We start from the raw sequence: 14,618 nt of genomic DNA, 5'->3' as shown, positions 1-14,618 counted from the left end.
TGGTTATGATTAAAACACCCGTTATTACTGGGTGCTGGTGGTCGTGGTGGTCGTGGTTCCGGTATTGGAGCCATCACCGCCACCGGTTGCCGCCAGGGCGACACCCACGGCTGAACTTACGGTGCTGGCGCTGGACGCGGTAGAAATCCCCGCAGACGCAGACGTCGCAGCCGAACCTGCCGCTTCTCCGACCTGAACCGGAGCCGCATTAACAGATGTCGCCGCAAGCGCAGATATGGCGAAAATGCCATACAGTACTTTCTTCATAAGAATTTCCCTTCATTTAATGAATGGAGATTTGCCCAAAAAGAATTTCAGGCGGATTCGAGTATACACAACTAAAGGAGAGGGTTTGCCGTAGGGGTAAATAGAAGAAGGGTTTTCGGACAATTGGATAAAATGGAAACAAAAGGACGATTAGATAATAATATAACTTATATAAATCAATGGAATAGAATTAGAACCCGTAATGGTAATTATCCGTATTTTCCTAAAATAAACCGCAGCAATTAACAGGTTAACGACTATTTTCAGATTAAACTCACTGCCGGAATTTGAGTTTAATAACAGACATCAGGAATTATCCGATAAAAAAATGCCGGCATTTCGCCGGCACTTTTTCATGACACTTTAATTACGCGCGCCATGCTTTATAACGGTTGATCAGACCATTTGTGGAGCTGTCGTGGCTGTTAATCGCGTTATCGTCACCCAGTTCAGGCAGGATACGGTTTGCCAGCTGTTTACCCAGCTCAACGCCCCACTGGTCAAAGGTGAAGATGTTCAGGATAGCGCCCTGAGTGAAGATCTTATGCTCGTACAGGGCAATCAGCGCCCCCAGGCTGAACGGCGTAATTTCGCGCAGCAGGATGGAGTTGGTTGGACGGTTGCCTTCGAACACTTTGAACGGCACAACGTGATCCAGCGTGGCCGGATCTTTACCCTGGTCGCGGTATTCCTGCTCAACCACGTCACGAGACTTACCGAACGCCAGCGCTTCAGTCTGTGCGAAGAAGTTAGACAGCAGCTTCGGATGGTGGTCTGACAGCGGGTTATGGGTAATGGCCGGGGCGATGAAATCGCACGGAACCATTTTGGTGCCCTGGTGGATCAGCTGATAGAACGCATGCTGGCCGTTAGTGCCTGGCTCGCCCCAGATGATTGGGCCAGTCTGGTAATCCACGGCGTTACCGTTACGGTCAACGTATTTACCGTTGGATTCCATGTTGCCCTGCTGGAAGTAGGCCGCAAAACGGTGCATGTACTGGTCGTATGGCAGAATCGCTTCGGTTTCAGCCCCGAAGAAGTTGTTGTACCAGATACCAATCAGCGCCAGCAGCACAGGCAGGTTTTTCTCAGGTGCTGTGGTGGAGAAGTGTTTATCCATCGCATGCGCGCCGGAGAGCAGCTCAACAAAGTTGTCGAAGCCGACGGAGAGGATGATCGACAGGCCGATAGCGGACCACAGAGAGTAACGACCGCCCACCCAGTCCCAGAACTCGAACATGTTCGCGGTGTCGATACCGAACTCGCTAACGGCTTTCCCGTTGGTCGACAGCGCGGCGAAGTGTTTCGCCACGTGCTTGTTGTCGCCTGCGGTTTTCAGGAACCAGTCGCGCGCGCTGTGGGCGTTGGTCATGGTTTCCTGAGTGGTGAAGGTTTTAGACGCGACCAGGAACAGGGTCGTTTCCGGATTCACGTTCTTCAGCACCTCGGCGATGTGGGTACCATCGACGTTAGAAACAAAGTGCATGTTGAGGTGGTTTTTGTATGGGCGCAGCGCTTCGGTGACCATGAATGGGCCAAGGTCAGACCCGCCGATACCGATGTTAACGACATCCGTAATCGGTTTGCCGGTGTAGCCTTTCCAGCTTCCGGAGATGATCGCTTCAGAGAAAGCTTTCATCTTTTCCAGCACCGCGTTCACTTCCGGCATCACATCTTTGCCGTCAACGACAATCGGAGTATTGCTACGGTTACGCAGCGCCACGTGCAGCACGGCACGGTCTTCGGTGCGGTTGATCTTCTCACCGGAGAACATGGATTTGATGGCGTCGGCCAGCTCAGTCTCTTTCGCCAGATCCTGCAGCTTCGCCAGCGTTTCTTCGGTAATGCGGTTTTTGGAGAAATCCACCAGCATCAGGTCATCGAAGGTCGCGGAGAACTTATTGAAACGATCGGCATCTTTCGCGAACAGGTCCGCGATGGTGACGTCTTTCATTTCATCATAATGTTTCTGTAGTGCCTGCCAGGCAGCGGTCTGCGTTGGGTTGATGTTTTTCATTAGCAATACTCTTCTGATTTGAGAATTGTGACTGCGGTCGATTGTAGCGCCTGCAAATAAAAATTGTGATGGTTTTTATGCCATTGCCCTGGCCTGCATCAAACACAGGTGAAAAGACCCGAAAAGTATAGCTGCTGAAACGCCCTTCAGGGGCGGCGAAATGTCGGTCAAAAGGCGGTAAAAAGAAGCATAAAATATGGCCCTGTTATAAGTCCTGTTACTGAGGGGTACCCCCCCATAAAAAATCCGCATAATCCCAGCATTGACAGGACCTCCCCCACATTTTATTTATAGGGCCGTATTTTGCGCCTGCACCTGTTCTCGTTTCATTCTTGTGCCAAGGTCGCTTTATTCATTCCCTGACACGAGGTTGTTATGACGAGTTTTGTGGTCGCCAAATTTGGCGGCACCAGTGTGGCCGATTACGATGCCATGAACCGCAGCGCCGATGTGGTGCTGGCCGATCCGAATACCCGCCTGGTGGTGCTTTCCGCCTCTGCTGGCGTGACGAACCTGCTGGTTTCTCTGTCTGAAGGACTGGAAGCAACCGAACGTTTCGTTAAGCTGGACGCACTGCGCAAAATTCAGTTCAACATCCTTGAACGTCTGCAGAATCCGAACGTGATCCGTGAGGAAGTGGAACGCCTGCTGGAAAATATCACTACCCTGGCTGAAGCCGCCTCTCTGGCGACCTCCACCGCGCTGACCGATGAACTGGTCAGCCACGGCGAGCTGATGTCCACGCTGCTGTTCGTGGAGATCCTCCGCGAGCGTAACGTCCATGCCCAATGGTTTGACGTGCGTAAAGTCATGCGCACCAGCGATCGCTTTGGCCGTGCCGAGCCGGATGTTGAAATGCTGGCCGAGCTGACCCAGCAGCAGCTGGCCCCGCGCCTGGCAGAAGGGATGGTGATCACTCAGGGCTTTATCGGTAGCGAAGCCAAAGGCCGTACAACAACGCTTGGCCGCGGCGGCAGTGACTATACGGCAGCCCTGCTCGGCGAAGCGCTGCATGCCACCCGTGTGGATATCTGGACTGACGTGCCGGGTATTTACACCACCGACCCGCGCGTGGTCTCTGCGGCGAAACGCATTGATGTGATCGCGTTTGAAGAGGCGGCAGAAATGGCCACCTTCGGCGCGAAAGTATTGCACCCGGCGACGCTGTTGCCGGCCGTGCGCAGCGATATCCCGGTCTTCGTTGGCTCCAGTAAGGATCCCAAAGCAGGCGGTACGCTGGTGTGCAAGAAAACCGAAAACCCGCCATTGTTCCGAGCGCTGGCCCTGCGCCGCCGCCAGACGCTGGTGACGCTGCACAGCCACAATATGCTGCATTCTCGCGGTTTCCTGGCGGAAGTGTTTGGCATCCTCGCGCGCCATAATATCTCCGTGGATTTGATCACCACATCCGAAGTGAGCATCGCGCTGACGCTGGACACCACTGGCTCCACGTCAACCGGCGACACCCTGCTGACGCAGTCGTTGCTGATCGAACTCTCTGAGTTGTGCCGCGTGGAAGTGGAAGAAGATCTGGCGCTGGTTGCTATCATCGGCAACAAGCTGTCGCGTGCCTGCGGCGTGGGTAAAGAGGTCTTCGGCGTACTCGACCCGTTCAGCATTCGTATGATTTGCTACGGCGCCTCCAGCTACAACCTCTGCTTCCTGGTGCCAGCCGATCAGGCCGAGCAGGTCGTGCAAAAACTTCATCAGAATTTGTTTGAATAAAATTCGTTAGCACGATAAACAATACCTATAAGCCGGGCACAGACCCGGCTTTTTTATAACTAAACAACACGACAATACTGCAAGGACTATCTATGTTATCCGCCATCACCCGGCTGTTCCCGTTGTGGGCACTGCTGCTTTCCGTACTCGCGTATTACACTCCCACCCACTTTACGGGCATTGGCCCGTGGGTCACGACGCTGCTGATGCTGATTATGCTCGGCATGGGCGTACACCTGAAAATTGACGACTTCAAACGCGTTCTGTCGCGCCCAGCCCCCGTAGCGGCAGGAATTTTCCTGCACTACCTGGTCATGCCGCTTGCGGCGTGGCTGCTGGCCATGGCCTTTAAAATGCCGCCAGATTTATCCGCCGGTATGGTGCTGGTCGGCAGCGTGGCCAGCGGCACGGCATCCAATGTGATGATTTACCTGGCAAAAGGTGATGTGGCGCTCTCGGTGACCATCTCTTCCGTTTCAACGCTGGTGGGCGTGATTGCCACGCCGCTGTTAACGCGTCTGTATGTGGATGCGCAGATTCAGGTAGACGTCATGGGGATGCTGCTCAGTATTCTGCAGATTGTGGTGATCCCGATTGCGCTGGGCCTGGTGATTCACCATCTGTTCCCACGCGTGGTCAAAGCCGTTGAACCGTACCTGCCTGCCTTCTCGATGGTCTGTATTCTGGCCATCATCAGCGCCGTGGTTGCCGGCTCTGCATCGCACATTGCCTCAGTGGGCTTTGTGGTGATCATCGCGGTGGTGTTGCATAACACCCTTGGTCTTTTGGGCGGTTACTGGGGCGGGAAGCTGTTTGGTTTCGACGAATCTACCTGTCGTACGCTGGCAATCGAAGTGGGGATGCAAAACTCGGGGCTGGCCGCAGCACTGGGCAAGATCTACTTCTCGCCGCTGGCAGCCCTGCCGGGTGCGCTGTTCTCCGTCTGGCATAATCTGTCCGGCTCGCTGCTGGCAGGCTACTGGTCAGGCAAACCCATTAATGAGCCCGCGAAAAAAGATGCAGTGAAACAGGGTTAATTTCCTTCGCTTGCTTTACACTGGAGCCTCCCCTTCAGGAGGCTTCAGCAATGGCTACACCACGTTTGACCCAGAAAGACATGACGGAAGCTGAGCAGCGCGAACTGAAAACGCTCCTCGACCGCGCTCGTATCGCCCATGGCCGCACGCTGACTAACGCCGAAACCAATCAGGTTAAAAAAGAGTACATCGATAAATTGATGGCTCAGCGTGAAACTGAGGCGAAACAAGCCCGCAAGCTGAAAAAAGAGCAGGCTTATAAACCCGATAAAGAAGCGACCTTTTCCTGGTCAGCCAATACCTCACCCCGTGGAAGGCGCTAATTAGCGCCCTTTCTTTTTACGGCCCGGCTGGACGAAGCGTTTGCCCGCAGGCTTGCCGCGGCTTTTCTCTTCTGATGGCGGCGCTTTCACCACCGGACGCTTAATGGCCTGGGTTTTCGGTTTGGCTTTCGTTTTTGGCTTCGCTTCAGACGATGAATTCTCGATGAGCCTGAACAGCTCAATCAGTTCGTCATCCGTTAAATCACGCCACTCGCCCAGTGGAATACCGGACAGACTCACGTTCATAATGCGCGTACGTTCGAGCTTCACCACGTCATAACCGAAGTGCTCGCACATCCGGCGGATCTGACGGTTTAAGCCCTGCACAAGGGTAATGCGGAAAGCAAACGGCGCCTCTTTCTTCACCTTGCACTTCTTCGTGACGGTCCCCAGAATCGGCACACCTGCGCCCATACCGTGGATAAAGTCGTCCGTGACCGGCTTATTGACCGTGACGATGTACTCTTTCTCGTGGTCGTTACCGGCACGCAGAATTTTGTTCACCAGATCGCCGTGGTTGGTCAGGAAAATCAGCCCCTGTGAGTCTTTATCAAGGCGGCCAATCGGGAAGATACGGCTGCTGTGATTAACGAAATCAACAATGTTGTCCCGCTCGCCGTCTTCCGTGGTACTGACGATGCCAACCGGCTTATTCAACGCGATAAATACCAGGTCTTCCGCATCACGCGGTTCAATGAGCTGACCATTCACTTTGACCACGTCACCGGGGACGACCTGATCACCGATGGTGGCGCGTTTGCCGTTGAGGAACACGTTACCCTGTTCAATGTAACGGTCCGCCTCGCGACGTGAGCAGATCCCGCTCTCGCTAATGTATTTGTTTAATCGTGTTGATTGAGTTGGCAGCATAGTTTCTCCTGTAAAGGCGAAATATACCTTAGGTTTGGGCTGGTAAAAAGATTAGCCGACGGTTACCGGGCATCATGCCCGGCGTAAACCTGCTGGTTTTGAGGTTAACCACCTTATCAAGGCGCTTTCAGAGATTAATATTCATCTCGATCGTCGTCTTCATCCGGCTGCTCCATGACGCTATAAGCGACCGCGCAGAATAACGAGTTGAGACGCTTCATGTCCCCCAGCAACCCCAGGTGCAGGGAGCTGGTTTCAATGCTCTGGACGTTCTGCTGGTGCAGTCGTTCAACGTGGGCGTGCGAGTAGCGCCGGTTGAGGATACGGAATCGATGTTTGTTACGACGCAAGCGGCGTGCGCTCGGTACGTCGCTGGAGAAGAAGACCAGCATCGCCAGCTTCAGGTTGCTCAGCAACTGCTCGTGCAGCGCCTCCAGCTCCTTCAGGCCTTCAACCGAGAAGGCGCGGCGCGCGGCAAGGGATTTGTCAGCAATTTCACTTCCCATACGCTCCACGATATCCGAGGCCTGTTCGAGGTTAAGCGACATTTCGATGATTTCCGCCCAGCGGCGGGACTCTTCCTCTGCCAGTTCATCCTGCGGAATACGCGCCAGGTAGAGCTTGATGGCGGTATAGAGCACGTTGATATCGTCCGCCAGCCTGCGCAGCTCTTTCTCTTCTCGCGGCTCTCCGTGCATGACCTTTTGCAGCCCTTCAAGCATCGTTTCCATGGCATCGCCCATGCGCAGCGTCTCGCGCGCGGCATTAGCCAGCGCCAGTGCCGGGGTATCCAGCGCGGAGGTGTCCAGATGCTTAGGTTTCAGACGCGCATCCAGCTCCGGTTCATCCCGGATAAGCCGTTCGCAGAAGCGGGCCATGGGTTCAGCAAAAGGCACCATCGCCAGGCAACGCACCAGGTTGTAAAACACGTGGAAATAGATAACCAGCTCAGCCTTCGGTAACGGGAGATTGTCCATCAGGTTAGCCAGCGGATAGACAAACGGCAGAATAATCAGGCTGCCCACCAGCTTAAACAGCAGGCTTCCAAGCGCCACGCGCCGGGCTGCAGCGTTTGCGGCGCTGTTATTGAGCATCGCCAGCAGGCCAGAGCCAAGGTTGGCCCCGATCACCAGACACAGCGCGACCGGGAAAGAGATCGCCCCCGCGGCGGTTAACGTCGCCGTCAGCAGCACGGCGGCCAGGCTGGAGTAACTGACGATGGCAAATACCGCGCCGATCAACGCATCCAGCATGATGTCCCCGGTCAGCGAGGCAAAGATGACCTGAACGCCGTTGGCCTCGGTGATGGGGGTCACCGCCTGCACAATCAGCTCCAGCGCCAGCAGGATCAACCCAAGGCCAATCCCCACGCGGCCAAGCTGTCCGGCACGCGTCTGCTTACGGCCAAGGAAGAAGATGACACCGATAAAAATCAGCAGCGGCGACAGCCAGGAGAGATCGAAGGTCAGGATACGCGCCATCAGCGCGGTCCCCACGTCAGCGCCCAGCACAATGACCAGCGCGGGTGCCAGCGCCACCAGATCCTGCGCCACAAACGAGGTCACGAGCAGGGTCGTCGCATTACTGCTCTGCACCAGTGCCGTCACGCCGATGCCCGCGCAGAAGGCGAGCGGCTTCTTCTCAACGCTGCTGCTGAGAACGGTGCGTAAGCGCGCGCCAAAGACGCGCATAACGCCGGTACGGACAATATGCGTGCCCCATACCAGCAGTGCTACTGCGGAAAGCAAGTGTAACAGGGTCAGCACGGAAGGTTCTCCTCCTTATCGTTCTACGTTTTTATGATTCAGTATAAGGGTTTAAACGTAAGAAAGAGACAGGGCGCCTAATGAGCGCCCTGTTTGTTGTAAGGAAAAGTGACGTTAGTCAGCGTCGTAGCCTAAATTGGGTGCCAGCCAGCGTTCAACCTCTGAGACACTCATACCTTTGCGCAGGGCGTAATCTTCAATCTGATCGCGCTGCAGCTGCGCGACGGCGAAGTATTTGCTGTCGGGATGGCTGAAATACCAGCCGGACACCGATGCCCCAGGCCACATGGCGAAAGACTCGGTGAGCTTCATGCCGGTATGGGCTTCTACATCCAGCAATGTCCAGATAGTGCCCTTTTCGGTGTGTTCCGGGCAGGCTGGATAGCCCGGAGCCGGACGAATCCCCTGGTAGTTTTCGCGGATCAGCTCCTCGTTGCTGAGATTCTCATTGGCCGCGTAGCCCCAGTGCACCTTGCGCACGCGCTCGTGGAGGTACTCTGCGAAGGCTTCCGCCAGACGATCGGCAATCGCTTTCACCATGATTTTATTGTAATCATCGTGCTGCGCGTCGAACGCCTCCGCCAGCGCATCTTCCTCAAGACCCCCGGTCACGGCAAACGCCCCGATATAATCCGCTTTCCCGGAAAGCTTCGGTGCAACGAAATCGGCCAGGCAGTAGTTAGCAAAGCCCACTTTCTCGGTTTGCTGGCGCAGATGGCGACTTACTGCCAGCACGTGCGTGCGGGTCTCGTCGCGATAAATTTCGATGTCGTCGCCCACACGGTTCGCCGGGAACAGGCCCACCACGCCGCGCGGGTTGAGGCTTTTCTGCGCGCTCAACTGGTCAAGCATTTCGTTGGCGTCGTTGAACAGGCGTTTGGCTTCTTCCCCGACCACCTCATCTTCAAGGATGCGTGGATATTTGCCCGCCAGTGACCAGGTCATGAAGAACGGTGTCCAGTCGATGTAGTTGCGCAGCGTCTCAATGCTGGCAGTAACGTCCTGAACGCCCAGACGATGCGCCACAGGGGGCGTATAGCTGGCCCAGTCAAACGCCAGATCGTTATCGCGCGCGGCCTGGAGTGTCACCGGCGGCGTCCGCGGTTTTTTACGGCCATGCTGAATACGCACGGTCTCGTACTCTTTGCGGGTACGCGCGACAAAATCATCACGCTGGGTGGCAGACAACAATGCCGACACGACGCCCACGGTACGCGAGGCGTTTTGCACATAAACCGTCGGGCCACTGTAGTTCTGCTCGATTTTCACCGCCGTGTGCGCTTTGGACGTTGTCGCCCCGCCAATCAGCAGTGGAATGGTAAAGCCCTGACGTTCCATCTCTTTCGCCACGTTGACCATCTCGTCCAGCGACGGGGTAATCAGCCCGGAAAGTCCAATCAGGTCAGCATTCACTTCGCGCGCAGTTTTGAGGATTTTATCCGCCGGCACCATCACGCCAAGATCGATAATCTCGTAGTTATTACACTGCAGTACGACGCCCACAATGTTCTTACCGATGTCATGCACGTCGCCCTTCACGGTGGCGATCACCATTTTACCGTTGCTGGAGCCTTTCTCTTTGCTGGCTTCGATAAAGGGTTCGAGATAGGCCACCGCCTGCTTCATGACGCGTGCGGATTTCACCACCTGCGGCAGGAACATTTTGCCTTCGCCAAACAGATCGCCGACCACGTTCATGCCGTCCATCAGCGGCCCTTCGATCACTTCAATCGGGCGCGTCGATTGCTGACGTGCTTCTTCGGTGTCCTGTTCAATAAACTCGGTAATCCCTTTTACGAGTGAGTATTCCAGACGTTTTTTCACGTCCCAGGCACGCCACTCCGCCTGCTGAATGTTTACCGATGCATCGGATTTACTGCCGCGGTATTTCTCGGCCAGATCCAGCATGCGCTCGGTGGCATCATCTCGCCGGTTGAGGATCACGTCTTCTACGGCGTCGCGCAGTTCCGCCGGCAGGTCGTCGTAAATGGCCAGCTGTCCGGCGTTAACGATCCCCATGTCCATACCGTTACGGATAGCGTAATAGAGGAACACGGCGTGGATAGCTTCACGCACCGGATCGTTACCGCGGAAGGAGAATGACACGTTCGATACGCCGCCGGAGATCAGCGCATGCGGCAGCTCGCGTTTGATGTCTTCACACGCGCCGATAAAGTCCTGCGCGTAGTTATTGTGCTCTTCAATACCTGTAGCAACCGCGAAGATGTTCGGGTCGAAGATGATGTCTTCCGGCGGGAAGCCCACCTCTTCGGTCAGAATTTTGTATGCGCGGCGACAAATCTCAATTTTGCGCGCACGGGTATCGGCCTGGCCCATTTCATCGAAGGCCATCACCACCACGGCGGCACCATAACGGCGCACCATCTTCGCGTGGTGGATAAAGGTATCAACGCCTTCTTTCATCGAGATGGAGTTAACAATGCCTTTACCCTGAATACACTTCAGCCCTTTCTCGATGACTTCCCACTTAGAGGAGTCAATCATGATCGGCACCCGGGCAATGTCCGGCTCGCCGGCAATCAGGTTGAGGAAGCGCACCATCGCCGCTTCGGCGTCGAGCATTCCCTCATCCATATTGATGTCGATGATCTGGGCGCCGCTCTCAACCTGCTGGCGGGCCACGTCCAGCGCTTCACTGTACTTCTCTTCTTTAATCAGCCGTTTGAATTTCGCCGAACCGGTCACGTTAGTCCGCTCCCCGACGTTCACAAACAGGCTATCGTCACCGATGGTCAACGGCTCAAGGCCGGCCAAACGGCAGGCAACCGGCAGCGTAGGCAGTTGACGCGGCGGCAGACCCGCCACCGCATTGCTCATCGCGGCAATATGCTCTGGCGTGGTACCGCAGCAACCACCGACGATATTCAGAAAACCGGATTCGGCCCACTCGCGGATTTGCGCCGCCATGGTGTCTGCATCCAGATCGTATTCACCAAAGGCGTTCGGCAGGCCGGCGTTCGGGTGTGCGGTGACATAGCATTCAGCGATGCGCGAAAGTTCCTGCACATACTGGCGCAGCTCATCGGGACCCAGCGCGCAGTTCAGGCCGAAGGAGAGCGCTTCAGCGTGACGCAGGGAGTTGTAAAAAGCTTCTGTGGTCTGGCCGGAGAGGGTACGACCAGAGGCGTCGGTGATGGTACCGGAAATCATGATCGGCAGGTCGACGCCCAGCGCCTCGAACTCCTCTTTCACCGCGTAAATCGCGGCTTTGGCATTGAGGGTGTCGAATACCGTCTCAATCAGGATCAGATCGGAACCGCCTTCCACCAGCGCTTTGGTCGATTCACGATACGCCGCCACCAGCTGATCAAAGCTGATGTTACGAAAGGCCGGGTCGTTCACATCGGGTGAAATCGACGCGGTACGGTTGGTCGGGCCAAGCACCCCGGCCACGTAGCGCGGTTTGTCCGGCGTACGGGCTGTCCATTCATCAGCGCAGGCGCGGGCCAGCTTTGCCGCGGCAAGGTTTATCTCCGCCGACAGGGATTCCATCTGGTAATCCGCCATGGCGATGGTTGTCGAGTTAAAGGTGTTGGTTTCGACGATATCCGCACCCGCCTCGAAATACGCGTTGTGGATCGCCGAAATGACCTGTGGTTTGCTGAGCACCAGAAGGTCGTTGTTACCTTTGAGGTCGCATGGCCAGTCGGCGAAACGCTCGCCGCGGAAATCGTCTTCACTCAGACGATAGCTCTGGATCATGGTACCCATGCCGCCGTCCAGCACCAGAATTCGTTTATTTAACTGCGCACGCAGTTGCTCTACTTTGCTGCTCACACTTGCTCCCGACAACGCTCAACCAGGCCAAAAGGCCAGCAGTCCATACTGGCACAATCTCGCAGGGTGTAAAAGTCACACAGCGGTAACATGAGACATGTTCACTATCACTCATCCGATCAGTCAGGATAACGGTTGCAAAATCACCAAATAAAACGAAAATGATTTCCACGATACAGAAAAAGGAGTTCGTCATGGTCACGACCGTTCCCGCTAAACGCGGCAGAAAACCTGCTGCCACCACCGCCGCCTCTCAGGGCGGACAGGTTCAATCGCTCACGCGCGGTTTGAAGCTGCTGGAATGGATAGCCGAGTCACACAGCAGCGTGGCCCTGACAGAGCTGGCACAGCAGGCTGGCCTGCCAAACTCAACGACCCATCGACTGTTGACCACGATGCAGCAGCTGGGCTTTGTGCGCCAGGTGGGCGAGCTGGGACACTGGGCGGTGGGCGCACATGCGTTTATCGTCGGCAGCAGCTTCCTGCAGAGCCGCAACCTGCTGGCGATTGTGCACCCTATTCTGCGTAAGCTGATGGAAGATTCCGGCGAGACGGTAAACCTGGCCGTGCTCGACCAGAGCGACCATCAGGCCATTATCATCGACCAGGTACAGTGCACGCAGCTAATGCGTATGTCGGCACCGATTGGCGGCAAGCTGCCGATGCATGCCTCCGGGGCGGGGAAAGCGTTTCTGTCGCAGCTCAGCGAAGAGCAGGTCACCGGGCTGCTGCACCGTAAAGGGCTGCACGCCTACACCCACGCCACGCTGGTCTCACCGGTACATCTGAAAGAAGATCTGGCCCTGACCCGCAAGCGCGGCTATTCGTTTGATGACGAGGAGCATGCGTTAGGCCTGCGCTGCATTGCAGCCTGCATCTTTGACGAGCACCGCGAGCCGTTTGCCGCCATTTCGATCTCCGGACCGATTTCCCGTATGACCGATGACCGCGTCACGGAGTTAGGTGCGCTGGTGATTAAGGCGGCGAAAGAGGTCACGCTGGCATATGGCGGGATTCGATAACATCGGGTGCACCTGAATCCCTCTCCCGTCGGGAGAGGGGGCATTACACCGCATATCGGATGCAAAACCGTTGTTTGCGGCGATAGGCATACACATCTTCCACATGCCCATTCTTGATGCGCGTCTGCAGGCCCCGCCAGTAGCTGGCGCGGAACAGGTCATCATGCATCTCTTCAAACAGTGGCCTGATGCGCGGGTCAGCGCACAGCCAGTGGCGAAACTCCTCAGGAAAGACATCTCCCGGTGAGATGCTGTACCACGGCTCGCCGGACAGTTCATCTTCCGGATAGCGGGGCTGCGGTATATCGCGGAAATTCACCTCAGTCATATAGCAAATTTCATCATAATCGTAGAACACCACCCGCCCGTGACGGGTGACCCCGAAGTTTTTAAACAGCATGTCACCCGGGAAGATATTCGCGGCGGCAAGCTGACGGATAGCGTTGCCGTATTCTTCAATGGCATCACGCAGTGCCTGACCTTCGGACTGCTCCAGCCAGATATTGAGTGGGATCATGCGGCGTTCGATATAGAGATGGCTGATGGCAATTTTGTCGCCCAGATCGGTGATTTTCGCCGGCGCTTCCTGCAGTAATAACGCCATTAATGCCGGATCGATCTGCTGCTTATCCAGCACAAAGTTCTCGAACTCCTGGGTGTCCGCCATTCGCCCGACGCGATCGTGCTCTTTAACCAGCTGGTAGCAGGCGCGGACGTGAGCAGCGGTCATCTCCTTCTGCGGCGCGAACGTATCTTTGATGACCTTAAACACCCGATCAAAACCCGGCAGGGTAAAGACCAGCATCACCATGCCGCGAATACCGGGGGCTTCGATAAATTGCTCATCTGCCGTGGTGACATAGCGCAGATATTCCCGATAGCTTTCCGTCTTGGCGTGTTTCTGACAGCCAATGGCCATGTACAGCTCGGCGGTGGTTTTCCCCGGCAGGATCTCGCGCAACCACTCCACCAGAGCAGCAGGCAGCGGGGCATACACCATAAAGTAGGAGCGGGCGAAACCAAAGACAATGCTGGCCTCGGCGCTGGTCGTCAGGCAAGTATCAACAAACAGTTCACCGTCATCGGTACGATGGATGGGTAACAGAAACGGCACAATGGCCGACGGTGTCATCAGTTTACCGACCAGCCAGGCGGCCTTATTACGGTAAAAAAGCTCATTGGCAACCTGCAAATGGCTTTGCCCGAGCACCTCTTCGCCAAAGGTCTCCTTGAGATGCGCAGAGATATAGCCGATATCACGGGTTTTATTCTCCCAGGGCAAACGCAGCGGCAAATCCGTTAATACGCGATGCAGGAGTTTTTCCCAGCCGCGATCGGGAAAGAAATCCTTCGCCAGCGGACGCGGAATAGTGCGAAAGCGGCGTTCCGGCTGAGAGCTAAAGATAAATAACCGCTCAGGAGATAATGAGCGGTGGTCAAATAACCGGCAATAGACGGAGTTGAAAAAGCTCTCCGCAATCTCGAAGCGCGGGTAATCAGGTAACAGATGGGTGTAATGCTCCTTCACGCGCAGTAAAAACTCCGCGTCAGGGATTTTGCCGTCGGTAATGCAACGCAACTGCTCCACCACCAGACCCACATGGTGGTCGTAAAGGTGGATTCGCTGCTTCATGGCCTGCTGAACCGCATGCCAGTCGGCGTGCTCAAAACGCTGCTGCGCGCCGGATGTGACTTCCAGGAAACGTCCGTACTGGGCATCGAAGCCCTGCAGAATAGTTTGGGCAATCAGTAATTCCAGACCACGCGACATTGTTCATGCTCCCTCACCCCGG

General features: G+C 55.7%; 10 protein-coding genes. 4 read left to right on the top strand and 6 right to left on the bottom strand.

Annotation, left to right across the window (positions count from 1 at the left end; all coding sequences use genetic code 11):
• Window positions 1–24 precede the first annotated feature (24 nt).
• Together yjbE and pgi are read right to left on the bottom strand one after the other, a co-directional pair.
• Window positions 25–267: an exopolysaccharide production protein YjbE gene (gene yjbE, locus HV242_RS01215; RefSeq protein ID WP_014168186.1), complete on the bottom strand. Its 243-nt coding sequence runs from the start codon at window positions 265–267 to the stop codon at window positions 25–27.
• Window positions 268–634: 367 nt separating this feature from the next.
• On the bottom strand, window positions 635–2,284 hold the full coding sequence (pgi, locus tag HV242_RS01210) for a glucose-6-phosphate isomerase (RefSeq protein ID WP_025206404.1): 1,650 nt from the start codon (window positions 2,282–2,284) through the stop codon (window positions 635–637).
• Window positions 2,285–2,659: 375 nt separating this feature from the next.
• Here pgi and lysC point away from each other — a divergent pair, with 375 nt between their 5' ends.
• From lysC to HV242_RS01195, 3 genes are all read left to right on the top strand, one after another.
• Window positions 2,660–4,009 carry a lysine-sensitive aspartokinase 3 gene (lysC, locus tag HV242_RS01205; RefSeq protein WP_014168184.1) on the top strand — a complete coding sequence of 450 codons (1,350 nt, stop codon included), beginning with the start codon at window positions 2,660–2,662 and terminating at the stop codon, window positions 4,007–4,009.
• Between the two features lie 92 nt (window positions 4,010–4,101).
• Window positions 4,102–5,046: a ketopantoate/pantoate/pantothenate transporter PanS gene (gene panS / locus HV242_RS01200; RefSeq protein ID WP_014168183.1), complete on the top strand. Its 945-nt coding sequence runs from the start codon at window positions 4,102–4,104 to the stop codon at window positions 5,044–5,046.
• Between the two features lie 50 nt (window positions 5,047–5,096).
• Window positions 5,097–5,369 carry a YjbD family protein gene (locus HV242_RS01195; RefSeq protein WP_014168182.1) on the top strand — a complete coding sequence of 91 codons (273 nt, stop codon included), beginning with the start codon at window positions 5,097–5,099 and terminating at the stop codon, window positions 5,367–5,369.
• Here HV242_RS01195 and rluF read toward each other — a convergent pair whose 3' ends face one another.
• The 3 genes from rluF to metH all read right to left on the bottom strand — a co-directional run bounded on the left by rluF (window position 5,370) and on the right by metH (window position 11,803).
• Complete coding sequence (rluF, locus tag HV242_RS01190; protein ID WP_050737732.1) at window positions 5,370–6,239, bottom strand: 23S rRNA pseudouridine(2604) synthase RluF; 870 nt, start codon at window positions 6,237–6,239, stop codon at window positions 5,370–5,372.
• A 134-nt stretch (window positions 6,240–6,373) separates the two neighbouring features.
• Entirely contained in the window at window positions 6,374–8,005 is a 1,632-nt protein-coding gene (locus HV242_RS01185) for a Na/Pi cotransporter family protein (protein WP_020882860.1), read from the bottom strand.
• Between the two features lie 114 nt (window positions 8,006–8,119).
• Window positions 8,120–11,803, bottom strand: a complete 3,684-nt coding sequence (metH, locus tag HV242_RS01180) for a methionine synthase (protein ID WP_032681927.1) — start codon at window positions 11,801–11,803, stop codon at window positions 8,120–8,122.
• A gap of 194 nt (window positions 11,804–11,997) precedes the next feature.
• On the opposite strand from metH, the gene iclR reads away from it, so the two are divergent.
• A complete protein-coding gene (gene iclR / locus HV242_RS01175; RefSeq protein ID WP_020882862.1) occupies window positions 11,998–12,825 on the top strand; it encodes a glyoxylate bypass operon transcriptional repressor IclR in 828 nt (275 codons plus the stop codon).
• A gap of 43 nt (window positions 12,826–12,868) precedes the next feature.
• Here the strand turns inward: iclR and aceK are convergent, their stop codons facing one another.
• Window positions 12,869–14,596 carry a bifunctional isocitrate dehydrogenase kinase/phosphatase gene (gene aceK / locus HV242_RS01170; protein WP_020882863.1) on the bottom strand — a complete coding sequence of 576 codons (1,728 nt, stop codon included), beginning with the start codon at window positions 14,594–14,596 and terminating at the stop codon, window positions 12,869–12,871.
• Window positions 14,597–14,618 lie beyond the last annotated feature (22 nt).

The organism is Enterobacter sp. RHBSTW-00593, from assembly GCF_013784105.1.
GTDB classification, from domain to species: Bacteria; Pseudomonadota; Gammaproteobacteria; order Enterobacterales; family Enterobacteriaceae; genus Enterobacter; species Enterobacter ludwigii.
This window is presented reverse-complemented; position numbering and strand designations above follow the sequence as displayed.